Annotated in this window: 18 protein-coding genes and 1 tRNA gene; 10 read left to right on the forward strand and 9 right to left on the reverse strand. The window is 62.4% G+C overall.

Annotation, left to right across the window (positions count from 1 at the left end):
* Window positions 1-719 (forward strand): hypothetical protein (locus ACTIFK_RS18725; protein ID WP_439544533.1); only part of this gene is annotated, 719 nt, incomplete at its 5' end.
* 313 nt (window positions 720-1032) lie between these two features.
* On the opposite strand, the gene ACTIFK_RS18730 is transcribed toward ACTIFK_RS18725, so the two are convergent.
* The 3 genes from ACTIFK_RS18730 to ACTIFK_RS18740 form a co-directional block, all read right to left on the reverse strand.
* Window positions 1033-1626: an RNA 2'-phosphotransferase gene (locus tag ACTIFK_RS18730; protein ID WP_439544534.1), complete on the reverse strand. Its 594-nt coding sequence runs from the start codon at window positions 1624-1626 to the stop codon at window positions 1033-1035.
* A gap of 335 nt (window positions 1627-1961) precedes the next feature.
* Window positions 1962-2096, reverse strand: coding sequence for a hypothetical protein (locus tag ACTIFK_RS18735; RefSeq protein ID WP_439544535.1), 135 nt, complete (start codon window positions 2094-2096; stop codon window positions 1962-1964).
* Window positions 2097-2415: 319 nt separating this feature from the next.
* Window positions 2416-3267 (reverse strand): hypothetical protein, encoded by an 852-nt coding sequence (locus ACTIFK_RS18740; protein ID WP_439544536.1) that lies wholly within the window; start codon window positions 3265-3267, stop codon window positions 2416-2418.
* 140 nt (window positions 3268-3407) lie between these two features.
* On the opposite strand from ACTIFK_RS18740, the gene ACTIFK_RS18745 reads away from it, so the two are divergent.
* Together ACTIFK_RS18745 and ACTIFK_RS18750 are read left to right on the forward strand one after the other, a co-directional pair.
* Window positions 3408-3542 carry a hypothetical protein gene (locus ACTIFK_RS18745; protein ID WP_439544537.1) on the forward strand — a complete coding sequence of 45 codons (135 nt, stop codon included), beginning with the start codon at window positions 3408-3410 and terminating at the stop codon, window positions 3540-3542.
* A gap of 282 nt (window positions 3543-3824) precedes the next feature.
* Complete coding sequence (locus ACTIFK_RS18750) at window positions 3825-4541, forward strand: hypothetical protein (RefSeq protein WP_439544538.1); 717 nt, start codon at window positions 3825-3827, stop codon at window positions 4539-4541.
* Between the two features lie 57 nt (window positions 4542-4598).
* Here the strand turns inward: ACTIFK_RS18750 and ACTIFK_RS18755 are convergent, their stop codons facing one another.
* Entirely contained in the window at window positions 4599-4889 is a 291-nt protein-coding gene (locus ACTIFK_RS18755; RefSeq protein WP_439544539.1) for a hypothetical protein, read from the reverse strand.
* A gap of 76 nt (window positions 4890-4965) precedes the next feature.
* Here ACTIFK_RS18755 and ACTIFK_RS18760 point away from each other — a divergent pair, with 76 nt between their 5' ends.
* Together ACTIFK_RS18760 and ACTIFK_RS18765 are read left to right on the forward strand one after the other, a co-directional pair.
* Complete coding sequence (locus tag ACTIFK_RS18760; protein ID WP_439544540.1) at window positions 4966-5379, forward strand: hypothetical protein; 414 nt, start codon at window positions 4966-4968, stop codon at window positions 5377-5379.
* Window positions 5380-6146: 767 nt separating this feature from the next.
* Window positions 6147-6515 (forward strand): hypothetical protein, encoded by a 369-nt coding sequence (locus ACTIFK_RS18765; protein WP_439544541.1) that lies wholly within the window; start codon window positions 6147-6149, stop codon window positions 6513-6515.
* 77 nt (window positions 6516-6592) lie between these two features.
* Here ACTIFK_RS18765 and ACTIFK_RS18770 read toward each other — a convergent pair.
* The 3 genes from ACTIFK_RS18770 to ACTIFK_RS18780 all read right to left on the reverse strand — a co-directional run bounded on the left by ACTIFK_RS18770 (window position 6593) and on the right by ACTIFK_RS18780 (window position 8059).
* Window positions 6593-6669 (reverse strand) — tRNA-Pro (locus ACTIFK_RS18770).
* Window positions 6670-6862: 193 nt separating this feature from the next.
* Window positions 6863-7372, reverse strand: a complete 510-nt coding sequence (locus ACTIFK_RS18775) for a DUF192 domain-containing protein (protein ID WP_439544542.1) — start codon at window positions 7370-7372, stop codon at window positions 6863-6865.
* Window positions 7373-7456: 84 nt separating this feature from the next.
* A complete protein-coding gene (locus ACTIFK_RS18780; protein ID WP_439544543.1) occupies window positions 7457-8059 on the reverse strand; it encodes a cold-shock protein in 603 nt (200 codons plus the stop codon).
* A 904-nt stretch (window positions 8060-8963) separates the two neighbouring features.
* On the opposite strand from ACTIFK_RS18780, the gene ACTIFK_RS18785 reads away from it, so the two are divergent.
* From ACTIFK_RS18785 to ACTIFK_RS18805, 5 genes are all read left to right on the forward strand, one after another.
* On the forward strand, window positions 8964-9767 hold the full coding sequence (locus tag ACTIFK_RS18785) for a phosphoadenylyl-sulfate reductase (RefSeq protein WP_439544544.1): 804 nt from the start codon (window positions 8964-8966) through the stop codon (window positions 9765-9767).
* Entirely contained in the window at window positions 9764-10669 is a 906-nt protein-coding gene (cysD, locus tag ACTIFK_RS18790) for a sulfate adenylyltransferase subunit CysD (RefSeq protein WP_439544545.1), read from the forward strand. Before ACTIFK_RS18785 ends, cysD begins: the two co-directional genes overlap by 4 nt.
* Window positions 10669-12225, forward strand: a complete 1557-nt coding sequence (locus ACTIFK_RS18795; RefSeq protein ID WP_439544546.1) for a sulfate adenylyltransferase subunit 1 — start codon at window positions 10669-10671, stop codon at window positions 12223-12225. The genes cysD and ACTIFK_RS18795 overlap by 1 nt, the downstream gene beginning before the upstream one ends.
* Window positions 12226-12381: 156 nt before the next feature.
* Entirely contained in the window at window positions 12382-13122 is a 741-nt protein-coding gene (locus tag ACTIFK_RS18800; RefSeq protein ID WP_439544547.1) for a sulfite exporter TauE/SafE family protein, read from the forward strand.
* 125 nt (window positions 13123-13247) lie between these two features.
* Window positions 13248-14045, forward strand: a complete 798-nt coding sequence (locus ACTIFK_RS18805; RefSeq protein WP_439544548.1) for a sulfite exporter TauE/SafE family protein — start codon at window positions 13248-13250, stop codon at window positions 14043-14045.
* Between the two features lie 67 nt (window positions 14046-14112).
* Here the strand turns inward: ACTIFK_RS18805 and ACTIFK_RS18810 are convergent, their stop codons facing one another.
* A complete protein-coding gene (locus ACTIFK_RS18810; protein ID WP_439544549.1) occupies window positions 14113-15831 on the reverse strand; it encodes an NADPH-dependent assimilatory sulfite reductase hemoprotein subunit in 1719 nt (572 codons plus the stop codon).
* 94 nt (window positions 15832-15925) lie between these two features.
* Window positions 15926-17713 carry a diflavin oxidoreductase gene (locus ACTIFK_RS18815; protein WP_439544550.1) on the reverse strand — a complete coding sequence of 596 codons (1788 nt, stop codon included), beginning with the start codon at window positions 17711-17713 and terminating at the stop codon, window positions 15926-15928.
* Window positions 17714-18120: the final 407 nt, after the last annotated feature.

Genomic DNA, 18120 nt, shown 5'->3' on the forward strand with positions numbered 1-18120 from the left:
GAGCGCTCTCCGTGGCGCAGGGCGGCAGCTTCATGGAGGGGTTTGCGTCCGCGGGCCTCGGCAGCGTCGGCGGGTTCGCGGGCGAAGGCATCGCCGGCGGCGGGCCCGACGGCTTCTACGTGCGCACGGCATTTGCCGCGTCGGCCGGCGGTCTCGCCTCCGAGATCACCGGCGGGAAGTTTTCCAATGGCGCGATTACGGCCGGATTTGCGCATATGTTCAATGCGGAGGCGCATCGGGAACGCGGAGCGCCCGGAACGCAGAGCGGCACCGACTTGCGCGCGTTCGAAGGTCGAGGAATTCAACAATCCTACATTTTCGAAGAAGCTGCTCTGATCTTGGCGCCTTTTGTGAGGGGATTTTACCTGATTGCGCCAGGAGGGCTAGCGGCCGATGCGAAATTCGCGCAAGCAACGTTCAGCAGGATGTTTAGCCAGGGCGGTACGTTTGCGGGCAAAAGCGTCGACGACGTGGCGGCCGCGCTTCGGTCTGGTGCGACGAAGGCGTCGGATGTTCCGGTCAACTACATTGTTAGGGATGGTCAGACGATCATCTTGAATACTCGTTCTGCGCAGGCGCTCGAGGCGGCGGGCATTCCTCGCGCGCAGTGGAACGGTGTCAATCAAACAGGCAATTCGTTCTTCGAGAACTTGCTGAACGGGCAGCTCGGCCGCAACCCCGGCGCCCCGTTTAGCACAGTTCGTCCGGGTGGGCAGTGATGCAGAAGCTTAAAGTTTTGGAATTACCGTTGCCTTCGACCGCAGTCATCCATGGTCCCACGTTGAGCACGGATGGTGGCGACATGCTGCTGTCAATGGACTTCGACGATGAGGGGCGGAAGCGTTCAGCGTCACTTCGGTTCGTGAAGCAACGCGCGCTCCGAATGCGATCGGAAATCTACTGCACGGCATGGCACGTCACTGACACCTTCGATACGGTGTGCGAAGTGCAAGGGTCCGACTGGGTGCAGGAGCTGCGTGCTGCCTCTCAGGCTGAGTGGCGCGATCGATGGGTCATGCGCCACTTCATGATCTACGTTGACAGCTTCGGCTGCCTTGAGGTCGTCGCGGAGTCCGTCTCGCTTGATGACGGTATCAAGAACTCCGGTGGCACCTGATCGGTCAGCCATACGCCGTTGTCCGCGAGGTAGAACTTGAATCCCTGCGCGTGCATGCGGAGGGCGTCGATCTTGAGGATCGCAGCCTTGCCATGACGTTGCCCGACGCGCCGCGCCGTCGCTTCGTCGGTGGATAGATGGACCTGCTCGCGATCCTGTGGCTTCAAGCCTTCGCGCAGGATCGAGTCGATGAAGCGCGTCGCGGTGCCGTGCAACAGCACCGGAGGAGGCGCTTGTGGCGGCAGGCCAAGGTCCACCGAAACCGAGTGTCCTTGTGCAGCGCGAATGCGGAGTCCGTCGGTCGAGATCGAGAATCGCTTCTTGTCGCTGGTCTTGACGACATGCAGCAGGTCTTCGCGGCTGAACCGGGGTCGAGCTACGTTGCCCTTCTCGATCAGTTCGTCAATGCGCACCCAACCCTGCGGGTCTAATGCAAGGCCTATGGCGTCGGGCTTGTGGCGCAGGACGAAACTCAAGAACTTGCTGAGCTGAATGGGATCGACCGGCATTGACTTTGTGTCCTTGCCTTCGGACATCGCTATGGATGGCGCGAGAGGTATCGAAAACTGAGTGAGGCAGGATAGCCCCGCGCTAGCTTTTTGGTCCAAAAGGGACCCAAAAGCTAGCGGCGCGGATCCTCAGGGGAGCTTGGCGAAGAACGCCTCGATGGTCCCGAGGAGCGCGTCTTGGTCGCGCCTGGGGATGTGGAAGGTCACGGGCGGGTTCCTCGAGGGCATTTCCTCAGGTTTTGAGATACGCACGGCTCATAGTGGAGCCAGATACTCTCCGGCGCGCTTGGGCCGAAGGAGATAGGTCGCGAACATCGGTCACCGACCTAAACGAATTATTCGAGCAGGTTTTCGGCGATCTGGACTCGGAAGCGATGTTGAAGCGCGCGAGCGTCGAAGTAGCTGACAAGGAGCTTCTGGCGCGACTCGAGAGCTTTATCGGAAGCCTTCTTGCGGTTGAACGGCAGCATGACGATGCCAGCACTTCCGAGGCGGTTCTCAATTCCGGAGAGTGGGAGAAGGCAACCCGCGCAGCGAACAATCTACTGTCCTATGCCAATGATTGGCCCGCGACACGTCCTGCTTCCTAAGCTGCAATCTCAGTATGAAATAGTCGTGCTTTGCCGCCGCGGGCCAAACGTGAGCCGTATCAGCGCTAGCGGCACGATTCAACTATCATCGCCCGCACTCGAATCGCGCGCACGGGCGGGAGACCCATGAGTGACCCCGACCATCCCTTCGGCGACACCGCCGACCGTGGCGTACCGCAGTTTGCCGCGCGGCGCCTCGTCAGCCGTCAAGGCGCGCGAAATCCATATCTTCCGTAAAGGCGTCCAGCTGTTCCGATGCGGCATCGCAGAAGGAAATGATGTCAAGCCAAAGCGGCCAGCCGCTCTCGAGATTGTAGATGCGCACGGCAGGCCTCGGTCCTATGTCCGTATCGATCTCGTCGATGCCCGCGAGGCCGTAAGCATCAAGTTGATTTACTCGCTCGGCTACGATCGCCTCGCCGAGGCTGAAGGCGGCGCTGAGGTCGCTGATAAGGATCAGGGTGCCGGAAGTGGTCGATTGGACAACACGACTGTCATCCATCTTCGCCGCCCGCCGGGCGACTATCCCAAGAAACTTGCGGAGCTCGATTGGCACTTTTCGCAGACCCACTACGTATTCGTTTAAGTCGTTGACCAATTCCGTAAGTTCGGCGGTGCCGAGATTCCACCTAAGCACTTGATCCATGCGCTTGAGATTGCGGACCTGTGTCGGCTCGTCCATCTCGGTCCAGTCGGTGAGCTTTTCGAGGATCGCGCGGTCCGGGCGCGAGAAGCGATTTTCGTGGTCGGCCTTCATCTGTCTCAGCTTCTCGACAGGGTAGGCGGTCACGTCGTTTGTGATCTGGTGATGCTCGTAGCACATCAACATGAGGTTCGAGAAAGCGCGCCGGTCCTCATTGCTCATCGCGGGATTAAAGCGCTCGCCCTTCTTCTCCGCACCCTCGATATGGCAGAGTTGGCCAATGAACACGCCCTCCGCATTCATCATCAATCGACCGCAGCCGGGAAAGGTGCAGAGGTTACCGGACTTGAGAAAAAGTTCCCGTAAAGTCTCGCCTACGGGCGTCAGTCGTTTTGGCTTCTCTGTCATCGAAGGTCTTCCCGCCCCCCCACCATTTTGCCAGAACGCATCCGAGAATCGCCGAGAACCATCGGCGGTGTGCGGGCGCTCTAGTCTAGGGAAACCCTTCGCGCCATGCTACGCCGTAAGTCGATTCGGCGGAGGGATGAATGGCGACCACATGCTTTTTCGAGGAAGTGCTTAAGGACAAAGAGGAGAGCGTCGAGATCGATCTCGAATTTGGCCGATCCTCCTGCTACGGCGGAGAAAGCCTCATCTATCTTAGGTTGGCGAGACGCATCTAATCATGAACGAGAAGAGCGGCCGCGCCCTCTACGCGGCGATGAGCAAACTCGGCACGTACCTCGGTTATGATCAACCGTCCGCGCGAACGTGACGCGGATATACGAGAGCAAACGGCATCATTGGTGGCCAAGCGCCATATCGCGCTATTGGGCAGACGCGCGCGGGATGGTCACGCAGGTGCTTGCCGACGGCAAGGATGTGACTGGAGCCCCGTGGACATTCGGGCATGACAAGCACACAACATTCGCATTGGGGGTCCCTGGAACTCATCGTTTGAGTCCATGTACGGGAAGGCCGACAACAGCGCGGGAACGATCATTGACTGGCTAAGCACTCTCGATGCCAGGCGCGCAAATTTCAGCGGCGGGTTCTCGGAGCGCATGCTCGCCCAGCCAATGATCCGAGATCGTCGCGGGCTGCTTGCCGAAGTGCTCGCTTCGCTTGTCGTGCGAAGCCCGCTGATGAGGCACCGCATCGCGTGCGGCGTTGAAGGCGCGCGAGACGCCTTCCCTTCGTTGGATATTATCGCGGACACCTCTATCGTCGCGGCGAATATGCGTCCGCTGCTCGCGGCATTCACGAGACGCATGCTGGTGACCGGAAAGTTCGCCGTTCTACTGAGTGAGGATCGGGAGCTGATTTTCGGAGACGGCTTCTTCAGCACCTTCCCGACGAACGGGCATGTGTCCGGTTTTCACAGGTGGATCATCCCGATGACGCCAAGCATGGCTGTTCTCTACACATGCCCCTTTCGGTACGTCAGCAACTGCGAACTCGCGACGATCGTGCTTCGCAAAGATGAAGTGGACTTTTTGAACCTGCTTGTGCAGGTCTACTCCCGCGACCGCATCTTTTATCGAAGCGATCGCCCAGTCATCCACGAGGCCTTCTTGGTGCGTGAACACATGCAACTAACTGGCCACAGCGACCCTGAGCTGGATTGCCTGTTCGCTTCGGTCGCGGAGTTCGCCGACCGACCTCTCGCCACATCGGCCTGAATTTCGCCTGGTGTCTTGCCGCGCTGCCGCTAACCTGCGGCGGGCGCGTGGCATGACCTAGTCGGACGGCCTGGGGCCGGCATTTTGAATTGCGACGCCGACAATCTGCGACGCGTCGGGCGCATCGGGAAGATGCCCAACATACGTATTGATGATCTCGGCGATGGCCTGCTTCACGGCGACGAAGACCTTGTGCACGCCGTCGCTGGAAAAGGAAATCCGCTCGCCGGACTTGAGCTCGTGACCAAGCTTCTTCAGGCGTGCATGTTCGCTAGCGGCCAGGACACCCTTGTTGTGAATGATGCTGTTGCGGATGATCCGCAAATCGCCCAAGGCATCCACCTTCACGTCGTCGACCTTGACGCCCCGAACGCCCGCGATCCTGGGCCGAACCTCCTCGTCCCAATACGCAAAAAGAAAGACGATGATCGACCAGCAAACCTGCTGTTCGTTGAAAACCGCCTCCGGCATTGACCGCGAGGAACTTCTCCGCACGAATGATGCGGTGGTGAATGACATCCGGGGAGCTAGGATCCTCGAAGCTCGCATACATCATGATGGGCCGGCCTTCTTTAATTTGGCAGCCAACGGGCCGCTGCACTCTCGCGATCTGGCGGCGGATGCGAACCGTGTTGCCTTGGAAGCCTGCAAGGCAGTCCATGTAAACGCCGGATTGGCGGTTCACGAAATCGATGAAATCCCGGAGGATCGGAAGCTCCGCCTGCGCCTTTTCAAAGTCGACGGTCACGTGCGTCCTCCCTGCGGAAGCGACTCAGAGCTACAGCATCGCCTCGATGCATTTGCGGTGGATGATAGGACTGGCGATGACGGGGGATAAGCGGACGTTGTTATCGAGTAGGCTTTGGCGATTAAATGAGGTCCTCGGCACTTCAGCTGTCTCGGCTAAGCAGGCATGGCCTCCGCTTGGCACGCCCTGAGGTTGACGTCCGCGCGTCACGCTTCCCGGTGCCCCTCAGAACGTCGATGGCTCGCTGAACGCGGAGTGGTGGGCGAAGTATCGCGAGCTGTCTGGCGACGTTCCCGCCGGGCGGAGACCGGGCACGATCGCGGCGTTGATCTCATCTTACCAAGCAAGCCCAGAATGGGCTGCGCTGGCCGCCAGCACGCGTTCCGAATGGACGCGCTATCTTTTCTACGTCAACTCGGTTTGGGCAGAACGTCGCGTCGATGCACTTGAGCCCAAACACGTGTTGGCGATGCGAGATGCCTACGCCGACATGCCGCCGGCGCCACCGCGATCCTAACGAAGCGTGTTGAAGCCTATGCAAATCGCCCGGCTGCGGCGAACAACCTTCTCCGCGCGCTCTCGGCGATGATCGGCTGGAGTATCCCGCGCGGTTGGCGGCAAGACAATCCTTGCGACCACGTCCCGAAATTCAAGAGCGGCGATGGCTATGCGCCTTGGAGCTGGGATGACATCGCTCTGTTTCGGGAACACGCATCCCAACGATTCATCATCGCGCAGGCGCTCGCACTTTACACAGGCCAACGCCTCGGCGACGTGCTTGCCATGTCAAGACCGACATCAAGGCGGGGCTGATCGCCGTCGTTCAGGAAAAAACAGGGACGAAGCTTTGGATTCCGATGCATCGCGATCTCAAGCCGATGGTGGCCAACCTCAAACACGAGAGCGTCACCATCCTTGTCAATTCGGATGGACTGCCTTGGACAAAGGACGGGTTCAAAGCGAGTTGGAACAAGCAGATGAATGTCGACGCGTTCGCGACGCTTCGTTCAAGGCGGCTCGTGTTCCACGGGTTGCGGAAGTCGGCGGTGGTGTTTCTACTTGAGGCGGGATGCACTGATGCAGAGGTGTGCGCCATCACTGGCCAGAGTCGTGAAATGGTCGAGCACTACGCAAAGCAAGTGAACCAGCGCCGCTTAGCTGCAACCGCGATCCTCAAATGGGAGGCCGCCGAGCGGAAGCGCTCCAAGCGGGGACGGAACGAATGATGTCCACAGTTTGTACAACGACCGAAGATTCTTGTACAACGAGAGCCCTTCTTGGTCAGGTAACTCGTTGAAAGAAATGGTCGGGGCAGAGAGACTCGAACTCCCGACTTCCTGCTCCCAAAGCAGGCGCTCTACCAGGCTGAGCTATGCCCCGTCTCGATGGTGTCAGCCGTGATGGCGCCCTGGCAGGCTCACCATCAGAAAATCAAATCGCCGCACCGTCCGCCTCCATGTGCCGCTTCGCGCGCGCCCGGTCAAGCTCCGACCGCACTCGGGGTCGCAACCGAGGCAACATGTCCATGTTCTGTTGCCGGTCGATTGGTGCCCGTCGATTGGTGGCCCGTCGATTAGGGCGTTGCGTTGAAAAGCCGATGGCGCACTTTATCGCCCGGCTTCAAGCCCAGCTGCTCGGCCCGGCCGCCGGCGATTTCGAGAACCGCGCTGACATTGCCCTGCGAGGCGATCATCCGCTCCGAGAACGGCTCCGTGCGCGCCGCGATGCGATGAACCGTTCCGTCGGCGCGGATGAACACCATGTCGAGCGGGATGTAGGTGTTCTTCATCCACATCGTGATCTCGCGTTCCTTGGCGTTCTGGAACAGCATGCCCTTATCGGCCGCGAGGCTGGTGCGGTACATCAATCCCAGCGCCTGCTGTTGCGCCGTGGTGGCAATTTCGACATCGAATGCGTGGGTGCCCGTTGCCGAGACAATCTCGAGGCGTTCGGTCGCGACGTGCGCCTTCGTGGCGGCGCTTTCGGCGAGTTTCAGGGGTTCGCTCGCGGCGAGGCCGGGAGCCAAAACGGCAAGAAGGGCCGCACCGATCGCAGCCCCTCTTCCATAGCGTGAATCAGTCATGCGGCACCGGCGCTGGAAGCACGAAAGGCGTGCGGGTTTCGCGAGCCTAAGGTGTTTCGTCGCGTCATTGAAGTGCCGACACCGTCAGTGCGGCGACGTGATGCCCGTGGTCGACCCGTCCGGCTTCAACTCGGCCGCCATGTGGCCCTTCGAGCCCATGCCCCAACGGACGTGGACGGTCTGGCCCGGGCGAAGCTCCGTAAAGCCGAAACGGCGAAGGGTTTCCATGTGGACGAAGATGTCCGGAGTGCCTTCTCCCTTGGTCAGGAAGCCGAAGCCCCGAACCCGGTTGAACCACTTCACGATAACCCGTTCCCAATCGCTCTCTGGTTGCACATGAACGTGCGTCCGCTGAGGAAGGAGCGACGGGTGGATGGCCGTCGATTCGTCCATGGAGAGGATACGGAAGGCCTGCATGCCCTTCGGGCGGCGCAGGACCTGGCAGTGGATGCGTGCGCCTTCATAAGCGGTCTGATAGCCCCCAGCCCTCAAGCACGTGACATGCAAAAGCACGTCGGCGAGGCCGTTGTCGGGCACAATGAAGCCGTAGCCCTTGGCAACATCGAACCACTTAATCAGGCCGGCGATCTCGAATACTTCGAGACCACCTTCTTCGAGGCGTTCGAGTTCGCCCGCTTCCAATGCACTGCCGCCCGGAAATTCCGGAGGTAGCTTAGAATCCCCCATAATAGTACCCCGCCTTACTTGGTCTACGTTGAACAACTCATGTGTCTCATCACGCAAATACAGCTTCAGCCCTCAACATCGGCTGTCTGCGTTTCTGATACCTGCCAAGATTATTCGTTTGGGATGGGCGAGGCTAGTGTTCGTGTTGTGGAGGGACATCTCGCGACAGGTCGCTGACATCATGTCCACATGAGACGTGGTCTCTAAATGGCTGAGTTCGTTAACCAATTATTAGTATTCCGAGTTCGTTGCAATATTTCCGGGGCGATGGGGACGGATCGCCCGGGAACGCCGTTTTGTATCCGTTTACCCTGCAACACGACGCTTTGGCCGCCAACTGATTCGCGCGTGAAATGGGCCCCGAATGCGCTTTCGCTCAGCGATCTGGTCGCCGGCAAGACGCGCACGTCCGAGCCGGAGCCCCTGGGGATAACCTTCGTATTCCAGCGCGATCTCGAATTGCGAGCGTTCCGTTGAACTTGGACGTCCGCGTTGCGGATGTTCACACAATGTCCTGCGTGTTCAATATGCAACATCCGGGTAATGACGTATGCGGCGGCTGACGAAACGGCGCTCGCCCCAGTGGGCCGGACGGATTCGCGCCCAGGTTGCAGGTGGCGCGGGTCCGGGGCGTCGTTACGCCGGCCATCGCTTACCGGCGTAACGACGCCCACAAGCGGTGGCCTCTTAGCCGCAGGCGGTCATCTAGGGCCGCCCGCCCCCACCCCCGGCGCGACATACCCGCAGGCGGTCGGCCCACCTCAGAATTCCGTTCCGGAAGGACGCAAAGTAGAACAATATTTCTCCACAAGTCGGGTTTGGGAATGCGATCCTATTCTTATTTCGCCTTGCCCCTTTATTTAAGAACCATATTTCACTAACTTCCGGCGATCGGAGGATTCCCATGTCTCACACACTGATTGGAGCGCGTGCCGGTGGCCATGCCGGGGCGACGACCGCCCTTGAATCGCCCAGCGATGGACCGGAACTCGCGGCGCGGCTGGATGCTGCGCTCGGCGGCCTTGCCACGCTTGAAGAGCGCCTGATCGCCATCGCCGACGCCATTCCCGGCCGCATCACGTTCTCGACCAGCCTCGGTCTCGAGGACCAGGCCGTGCTGCATGCCATCGCAGCCACGGGCCGGACGTTCGACGTGTTCACGCTCGACACGGGGCGGCACTTTCCCGAGACGCTGGAAACGCTGGATGCGAGCGAACTCCGTTACGGCCTCAAGATCCGCGTCGCTTTTCCGGATGCCGAGGACGTACAGATGCTCGTCGCCCGCGACGGGATCATGGGCTTCCGCCAATCGATCGAGGCCCGCAAGGCCTGCTGCGACGTGCGCAAGGTGCGCCCGCTCAATAAGGCGCTGGCGGGCGCTCAGGGCTGGATCACGGGGATGCGGCGCGAGCAGTCGGCCGGCCGCGCGCACGTGCCGTTTGCCGCCTGGGACAGCGAGCATCGGCTCGTGAAGCTCAACCCGATCGCCGATTGGACCCTCGAGGGCCTCGAAGCCTACATCGAAACGAACGCCATTCCCGTCAACCCGCTGCACGCCCGCGGCTTCCCCTCCATCGGATGCCAGCCGTGCACGCGCGCCATCCGCCCCGGCGAGGACATCCGCGCCGGCCGGTGGTGGTGGGAAAACGAGGACGGCAAGGAATGCGGGCTGCACAACCGCCCGAAAGCGAAAGAGACGCAAGCATGACGCAAGCCATCTCCCACCTCGATCTGCTCGAGGCCGAAAGCATCCATATCTTCCGCGAGGCGGCGGCGCAGTTCCGCAAGCCGGTGCTGCTCTATTCCATCGGCAAGGACTCGACGGTCCTCCTGCATCTGGCGCGCAAGGCGTTCTGGCCGGGCAAGCTGCCGTTTCCGACGCTACACATCGACACCGGCTGGAAGTTCCGGGAGATGATCGAATTTCGCGACAAGACGGCGCGCGATTTCGATCTCGACCTGATCGTGCACACGAACGAAGACGGCCGCGCCAAGGGCATCAATCCGATCGACTACGCGCCGTCCGTCTATACAGACGTGATGAAGACCGTGCCGCTCAAGCAGGCGCTGGACAAGTATGCCTTCGACGCGGCCTTCGGCGGCGCGCGTCGCGACGAGGAGGCCAGCCGCGCCAAGGAGCGTGTGTTCTCGTTCCGCGCCGAGGGTCATCGCTGGGATCCGCGCCGGCAGCGGCCCGAGATGTGGCGGCTCTTGAACGGCCGTCTCGGCGCCGGCGAGACGGTGCGCGTGTTTCCGCTCTCGAACTGGACCGAACGCGACGTCTGGCGCTACATCCTGCGCGAGAAGCTCGACGTGGTGCCGCTCTACTTCGCCGCCGAGCGCCCGACCATTCTGCGCAACGGCCAACTCCTGATGCGCGACGACGAACGCCTGCCCGTCAAGGCCGGCGAAGAAGTCGTAAACCGGCGCGTGCGCTTCCGTACGCTCGGCTGCTACCCGCTCACGGCCGCGGTTGAATCGAATGCCGACACCATCGAAAGCGTGGTCGCCGAGACGCTCGGCGCGCGCACGTCGGAACGCCAGGGCCGCCTGATCGACCACGACCAGGCCGGCGCCATGGAGAAGAAAAAGCAGGAAGGGTATTTCTGATGACACGCCCCAATGCCCTTCAGGAGAAGAGCGTGAAGAAGACCAAGACGCCGCTCAAAGTCGTCGCTGGGCAAGCGGCCGACACGCAGCCCGCGCCGACCGATCTCGACAAGATCGCACCGGAACTCTCGGGCATGCTGCGCGTGCTGACCTGCGGCTCTGTCGACGACGGCAAGTCGACGTTGATCGGCCGCCTGCTCTGGGACGCGACTGATCTCTACGACGATCAGCGCGAGACCTTAAAGCGCGGCAAGACCGTCGATGGCGGCAATCCCGATTTCAGCCTGCTCATGGACGGGCTCGTCGCCGAGCGCGAGCAGGGCATCACGATCGACATCGCGTGGCGCTATTTCGATACGGCGACGCGCCGCATCGTCGTCATCGATAGCCCTGGCCACGAGCAATACACGCGCAACATGGCGTCCGGCGCATCGCACGCCGACGTCGCCATCCTGCTGATCGACGCCCGCCACGGCATCAAGAAGCAGACCCGCCGCCATGCCGCGATCCTCGACCTTGTCGGCGTGAAGCGTGTCATCCTCGTCGTCAATAAGATGGACCTGGTCGACTGGTCGGAGTCGGCATTCCGCAAGATCGAAGCGGATTTCGAGACGTTCTCTTGGCATTTCGGATTCTGGGAGGCAACCGCCATCCCGACGGCGGCCGTTTCGGGTGACAACGTCGCCGCGGCTTCGACGCACATGCCTTGGTATACCGGACCGACGCTGCTGCAGCATCTCGAACAGCTGCCGAGCCGCGTGACCGAACCGAGCGGCCCTTTCCGCTTTCCGGTGCAGACGGTGCTGCGCGACAGCCGCAACGATTTCCGCGGGCTCGCGGGCACGGTCAGCGGCGGCAGCGTGCGCGTCGGAGAAACCGTGGTCGATGCGCTCTCGAAACGCGGCGCCAAGATCCTGCGCATCGCGACCATGGACGGCGATCTCGATCAGGCCTCGCAGGGCCAGGCGGTCGCGATCCAGCTCGATACCGACATCGACGTGGCGCGCGGCGCCGTGCTGTCCAAGGCCGACGCGCGGCCCGTGGTTGCGCGCGTCGTGGAGGCGCGCATGGTCTGGCTCAGCGAGACGGCGTACGACCCCCGCGGATCCTACCTGCTGCGCACCGCGACCGATCTGACACCGGTCTCCAATCTCAAAATCCAGGCGTTGCTCGATCTCGAAACGCTGGAGAGCCATCCGGCGGACGTGTGTTCGACCAACGACATCGCGATCGGCGAAATCGCGCTCGCGCGGCCCGCGGCCATCGACACCTTCAGCGAGGCGCCGGAGACGGGCAGCTTCATGCTGGTGGATGCCATCACGGGTGCATCCATCGCCGGCGGCGTCGTGACGGCGGCGAAGGCGGAAGCGGCATTGGCGGACGAGAACTCCTTCATGCTGACGCGCGCCATGCTGGAGCGGGGGCTGAGCGCCGACCTTCGGGACATTCCCGGGACCGAGGCCGAGTTCCGCCGCCGGGCCAATGAAGTCGCGCTCATCCTGCGGGCGGCCGGCATCAACGTCGAAATCGAGAGCCCGCCGGATTACTCCATCTAGGGCGCCATCCGGCGGGCCGATCCCTCGCAGTTGCAGCACGGTGAGATCGGGAAGATTCGATTTCTCGCCGGCTGCGGCAGCGGCGAATTCCCCGTCGTCACGGCAGATCATCTCTGCTATCGGTTGACTGCAATAACGGAAGCGCCGCCTACCATCATGGATGAAGTTTTACTCTACGTGGCCATAGGCTTCGTAGCGCAGATGATCGACGGCGCCATCGGCATGGCGTACGGCGTGACGGCAACGTCGGTGCTGCTCAGCACGGGCGTGCCTCCGGCTACCGCAAGCGCATGCGTACATGCGGCGGAGACGTTCACCACCGGCGCGTCAGGGCTAGCCCACTGGAAGCTCGGTAACGTCGACCGCAAGCTGTTGTGGCGGCTTGCCGTGCCCGGCGCGATCGGCGGCGCAATCGGCGCCTATGCGCTCTCAGGCTTCGAGGGCGAGACGCTGAAGCCCTACATCGCCATCTATCTCCTGCTGCTCGGCATCGTCATCATCTGGAAGGCGCTCGTGCGCCGGCCGCTCGAGTCCCCTCAGCCGCGTTCGGTCGCCCCGCTCGGGTTTTTCGGCGGCTTGTTGGATGCCATCGGCGGTGGGGGCTGGGGCCCGATCGTGACCTCCAGCCTGCTCGGCCAAGGCACGACGCCGCGCTACGCCATCGGCTCGGTCAACCTCGCCGAGTTCTTCGTCACGCTGACGATCTCGATAACGTTCTTCTTCACCATCGGGCTCGGGCTCTGGCCGATCATCACCGGGCTCATCATCGGCGGAGTCATCGCTGCGCCGTTCGCTGCGCTGGCGGCAAAGCATGTGCCCGCGAAGGCCCTCATGCTGGTCGTGGGATGCGTCGTCATCGGGCTCAGCCTGAACACGATCATCAAAGCGTTCACCTAGAGCCGTTCGCGGAACGGCTCTAGGTCTTTATTTTATCGTGCTTCTTATCGGACACTGTCGCTGGCATGGCTTAGCCATGACCGGTTCCCACTTTTCCGGAAGCACTCTAGCAGGCGAAGGAACTCATGCTCGATACTTCGCTGCTTTCCCTCTGGCCGCTCATCGTGTGCGGCGGCTTCGGCGTCGGGTTCCTCGTCGGGATGACGGGTGTCGGCGCGGGCTCGCTCATGACGCCGTTCCTGATCGCGCATGTCGGCGTGCAGCCCGCGCTCGCGGTCGGAACCGATCTTTTGTTCGCGTCGATCACCAAGGCGTCGGCGGTGGCGCCGCATCACAACTTCGGCAATGTGGACTGGCGCATCGTGCGCTGGCTCGCGGCCGGAAGCGTGCCTGGCTCGATCGCCATGCTGGGCCTGATCGAATGGCTCGAACCCGACCTCGCAACCATGGCGCATGTCATCAAGACCGCGCTGGTGGTGGCGCTGGTGCTGAGTTCGCTCGCGATCCTCGTCTATCCGTTCATTACGCGGGCGCGTGCGATACCCGAAGGCGCGACGCAATCCATTCGCCCGTTTCCGACGCTGATGCTGGGCCTGCTGCTCGGGTCGATCGTCACGCTGACCTCGGTCGGCGCGGGCGCCATCGGCGTCGTTGTGTTGACGCTGCTCTACCCGGCGCTGCGGCCGCGCTATCTGATCGGAACTGACATCGTGCACGCCGTGCCGCTGACGCTGGTTTCCGGGCTCGGCCACCTCGGCATGGGAAACACGAACTTCACGCTGCTGGGGCTGTTGCTCGCGGGCTCGCTGCCGGGCATCGCGATCGGCTCGCGCCTCACCGGGCGGCTGCCGGACAAAGCTCTCAGGTTCGCGCTGGCGGGCATCCTGCTGTTCGCGGCCTACCAGCTCTTCGCCAAGATGTAATAGGCAGCAGGCAGCAGGCAGCAGGCAGCAGGCAGCAGGCAGCAGGCAGCAGGGTAACGCCGCGCCGTCAGCTGACGAGCGCGATGTCGCTATGGAAGGTGTTGCCGCCGAGGGTCGGCTTGATGACACCGGCGCGAATGACGAAATCGCCGAAGCGCTCGCCATCGTTGCGTTCTTTCGCATAGCGCAGGAACAGCGGCTCAAGCAGCTCGACGATGCGCGCCTTGCCGACATCCTGCGCGTAGAGCTTGTTGAGACGCGTGCCCTCGAAGGCCGCACCGAGATAGAGGTTGTAGAGCCCGGGCGAGCGGCCGACGAAGCCGATCTCGGCCATGTAGGGGCGGCCGCAGCCATTGGGGCAGCCCGTCATGCGGATGACGATGTCGTCCTCGCGCAGACCCGCCTTATCGAGCGAGCCTTCCAGCGACGTAATGAGCTCGGGCAGGAAGCGTTCGCTTTCAGCGAGAGCAAGCGCGCAAGTCGGAAGGGCCACGCATGAGATCGAGTTGCGGCGCAGACCCGATGACGTCGCGATGTCGATGCCGTGCTTCTTCAGCGTGGCCTCGATCTTCGCCTTCTGCTTGGCGCCGGCATTGCAGATGATGATGTTCTGGTTGCCGGTCACGGAGAATGTAATGCCACCGGCCTCGGCTATTTCGCGGATCGCCGTGCGCAGGCGCTTGTCGGGCGTATCCTTGATGCGGCCGTTCTCGATGAAGAGGCCGAGATGCCACTTCTTGTCGGGGCCCTGCTGCCAGCCGAGCGGATCGCCCATGTGGGTGAACTTGAAGGGGCGCGCTTCGCCGAGCTTGTAGCCGAGACGGCTTTCGACTTCGGCGCGATACTTGTCGGCGCCAAAGCGCTCGACGGTGTACTTGAGCCGCGCGTTGGCGCGGTTCTCGCGGTTGCCCCAGTCGCGCTGCACGAGCATGACTTTTTCGGCCACGTCGATGGCCTGCTCCGGCGCGCAGAACCCGATCACGTCGCCCGTGCGCGGGAACGTGGCCGTCTCGCCGTGAGTCATACCCATGCCGCCGCCGATGGAGACGTTCCAGCCCTGGAGCGCGCCATTGGCGTCAGTGATCGCAATGAAGCCGAGGTCGTGCGCGAACACGTCGCCATCGTTGACCGGCGGCACGGCGATGACGATCTTGAACTTGCGCGGCAGATAGTGGACGCCGTAGAGCGGCTCCGTATCCGGCACGGCGGGGCGCGTCTTGTCTTCGACTTTCTCGCCGTCGAGCCAGATCTCGTGATAGGCGCTCGTCTTCGGCAATAAGTGATCGCTGACCTTGCGCGCGAAGTCGGCGGCCGCGGCGTGCGTCTCGGAAAAGAACGGATTGGCGACGCACATGACGTTGCGGTTCACGTCGCCGCACGCCGCGATGGTGTCGAGGCAGGCGGCGTTGATCGCCTGCATGGTGCGGCGCAGGTTCGACTTGATGACGCCGTGATACTGGAACGTGGCGCGCGTCGTGAGGCGAAGCGACCCGTTGGCGTACGTGCCGGCGATGTCGTCGAGCTTGATCCACTGATCGGGCGACACCAGACCGCCCGGCAGACGCAGGCGGATCATGAAGCTGAAGGCCTTCTCGAGCTTCTTCTTGGCCCGCTCGCCGCGCACGTCGCGGTCGTCCTGCATGTAGGAGCCATGAAACTTGATGAGCTGCGTGTCGTCCTCGGCGATGGCGCCGGTTTCGACCTGCGACAGTCCTTCAGCGATTGTGCCGCGAAGGTAGTGGCTTTCCTCTTTGAGGAATTCGTTCTTGGCGCGTTTGTCGGTCATGGGTTCTTCTCGGCAGTAGGCAGTGAGGCAGTCGGCAGTTAGGGGCAAACTGGAAGCGGCACACGACTGCCGACTGCCTTACTCCCGCACTGCCTCAATAGACGTCGCGTTGATAACGGCCGGCCTTGGCCAGTTCCTTGAGCTTGGCGCGGCCGGCTTCCTCGTCGCCCTTGGCGGACTGGGCGAGAATGCGAGCGAGCGTCGTGTCGACGTCCTTTGCCATGCCCTTCTCGTCACCGCACACGTAGATGTGCGCGCCCTCTTCGAGCCAGCCGAGAAGCTCCTCGCGGCGCTCCCAGAGACGCGTCTGCACGTAGATCTTCTCCGGCTGATCGCGAGAGAAGGCCACGTCGATGCGCGAGAGCGCGCCGGACGCCAGATGGTCCTGCCATTCGAGCTGATAGAGGAAGTCGTTCGTGAAGTTGCGTTCGCCGAAGAACAGCCAGCTCTTGCCGGTGGCTGCGGTTTCGCTGCGCTCCTCGATGAAGCCGCGGTAGGGCGCGACGCCGGTGCCTGCGCCGATCATGATGATCGGGCGGCTGCCGTCGGCGGGCAAGCCGAAGTGGCGGTTCGGTTTGATGTAGACGCGCGCGGTGCCGCCCACCTTGCAGCGGTCCGCGAGATAGGTCGACGTCACGCCCTTGCGCGTGCGGCCGTGCGACGACCAGCGAACGGCGCCGACGAGCAGATGGGCTTCGCCTTGATGCGCCTTGAGGCTCGAGGCGACCGAATAGAGACGGCCGGGCAGCGGGCGCAGGAGCTTCACGAACTGATCGGCGGCGAGCTTCTCCGGAAAGGTCTCGAAGAGGTCGATCAACTGGCGGTCGGCCGAGAAACGCGCAAGCTCTCCGTCCTCGAGGAGCTTGGCGACATCCTTGCGGCCGGTGAGCTTGGCATAGCCGTCGACGAGCGGACGCGAGAGCGTCGTGATGTCGAAGCTTGCCATGAGCTTCTTTTGCAGGTCGGTATTGCCGGCGAGCCCGACAGCGGCGAGCAGATCGGCCGCGAGGTCGGGATCGTTGTCCGGATAGAGGCCAATGGCGTCGCCGGGCTTATAGACGAAGGCGGGATCTTCAACGGCGAACTCGGCGTGCCACGTCTCGCGCGTTGAGCCCGAGCCGTTGAGATTGACGAGCGCCGTGATCTCGGCTTGGGCCGGATTTTCAGCCGTGTAGCGCGGCTCGTCATCGTCCTCGGGTGCGCCGGGGCCTTTGAAGTCGACGTGCACGACGGTGGTCGCGCCGGCGGGCTCGGCCGGAGCGATGACTTCCAGCGCCTTGTCGGTCCAGGCGGCCGCGGCCTTCTGGAAGTCGAGGTCGAGATCCTGGCGGTCGGCGACGCGGGTTGCACCCAGCGCCTCGAGACGGGCGTCGATCTCACGGCCGGTCTGACAGAAGTTGACGTAGGCGGTGTCGCCAAGCGCAAGGACGGCAAAGCGCACGCCATCGAAGCGCGGCGCATCGTCGGCCATCAGGGCCTTATGGAAATCGACCGCGCGCTGCGGGGGATCGCCCTCGCCCCAGGTCGAGATGTAGACAATCAGGTTCTTCGCCTTGGCGATGGTCGCCGGATCGGCGTCGGCCATATCGACGACGCGGGCGTCGAAGTTCAGCTTGGCGGCGAGCTTCTTGGTCTTGAGGGCCAGCGTTTCCGTGTTTCCGGATTCGCTGCCATAGAGGATGGTGAGCGGCTGGCGCGCACGGGGGGCTTGAGCGGTCGCGACGAGGCCCGCAGTCTGGCCTTGCGCCGCATCGAGGCCGGCCAGAAAACCAGACAGCCAGCTGCGCTGCAGCGGCGTCGCGCGCTGAACGAGTTGGTTCAGCACATCGATGTCTTCAGCCGTGAACGGCGCATTCTTCGGCAAGTAAGGGACCGCGGCCACCCGCTCCTCCTGAAAATTCGCTGGAACTGGGCGCGGTTAGGATCTCATCGCAGCCCCGTCCAGGCGTCATAGCAGACTTTGGTAAAGTGCGCCCTACGTCGCCTCCCCAAGCATACCCGGGGCATACACTAACGTAGAATAATTTTCCATTGCTTTAAGAGCGCACCTTTAAAATCGCAACGCTATTCCCTCTTGTGCTTTTGTAGGGGTACAAGCTTCTAGGTGTGCGATAATTTGCGCCATCGCGGCTCAGTCAGCCGAAGTCAGCCGGACGTGGATCGGCACCGGCCGCTGACAACGGGGGCATCCTGCGAAAACGCGCGAACCGTGGGCGGCGATTCAGGGGCTCGTCCGTATACACCGGGCGTCCCCGGAAACACACGAACTCGTGACGCACTGTTACTTTT

The organism is Hyphomicrobium sp., assembly GCF_051860585.1.
GTDB lineage: Bacteria > Pseudomonadota > Alphaproteobacteria > Rhizobiales > Hyphomicrobiaceae > Hyphomicrobium_C.

Coding starts and splice junctions, on each gene's coding strand:
- ACTIFK_RS18730 (WP_439544534.1), bottom strand. CDS start 1,626: ATGCCGGTCGATCCCATTCAGCTCAGCAAGTTCTTGAGTTTCGTCCTG.
- ACTIFK_RS18735 (WP_439544535.1), bottom strand. CDS start 2,096: ATGCTGCCGTTCAACCGCAAGAAGGCTTCCGATAAAGCTCTCGAGTCG.
- ACTIFK_RS18740 (WP_439544536.1), bottom strand. CDS start 3,267: ATGACAGAGAAGCCAAAACGACTGACGCCCGTAGGCGAGACTTTACGG.
- ACTIFK_RS18745 (WP_439544537.1), top strand. CDS start 3,408: ATGGCGACCACATGCTTTTTCGAGGAAGTGCTTAAGGACAAAGAGGAG.
- ACTIFK_RS18750 (WP_439544538.1), top strand. CDS start 3,825: ATGTACGGGAAGGCCGACAACAGCGCGGGAACGATCATTGACTGGCTA.
- ACTIFK_RS18760 (WP_439544540.1), top strand. CDS start 4,966: ATGATCGACCAGCAAACCTGCTGTTCGTTGAAAACCGCCTCCGGCATT.
- ACTIFK_RS18765 (WP_439544541.1), top strand. CDS start 6,147: ATGCATCGCGATCTCAAGCCGATGGTGGCCAACCTCAAACACGAGAGC.
- ACTIFK_RS18775 (WP_439544542.1), bottom strand. CDS start 7,372: ATGACTGATTCACGCTATGGAAGAGGGGCTGCGATCGGTGCGGCCCTT.
- ACTIFK_RS18780 (WP_439544543.1), bottom strand. CDS start 8,059: ATGGGGGATTCTAAGCTACCTCCGGAATTTCCGGGCGGCAGTGCATTG.
- ACTIFK_RS18785 (WP_439544544.1), top strand. CDS start 8,964: ATGTCTCACACACTGATTGGAGCGCGTGCCGGTGGCCATGCCGGGGCG.
- cysD (WP_439544545.1), top strand. CDS start 9,764: ATGACGCAAGCCATCTCCCACCTCGATCTGCTCGAGGCCGAAAGCATC.
- ACTIFK_RS18795 (WP_439544546.1), top strand. CDS start 10,669: ATGACACGCCCCAATGCCCTTCAGGAGAAGAGCGTGAAGAAGACCAAG.
- ACTIFK_RS18800 (WP_439544547.1), top strand. CDS start 12,382: ATGGATGAAGTTTTACTCTACGTGGCCATAGGCTTCGTAGCGCAGATG.
- ACTIFK_RS18805 (WP_439544548.1), top strand. CDS start 13,248: ATGCTCGATACTTCGCTGCTTTCCCTCTGGCCGCTCATCGTGTGCGGC.
- ACTIFK_RS18810 (WP_439544549.1), bottom strand. CDS start 15,831: ATGACCGACAAACGCGCCAAGAACGAATTCCTCAAAGAGGAAAGCCAC.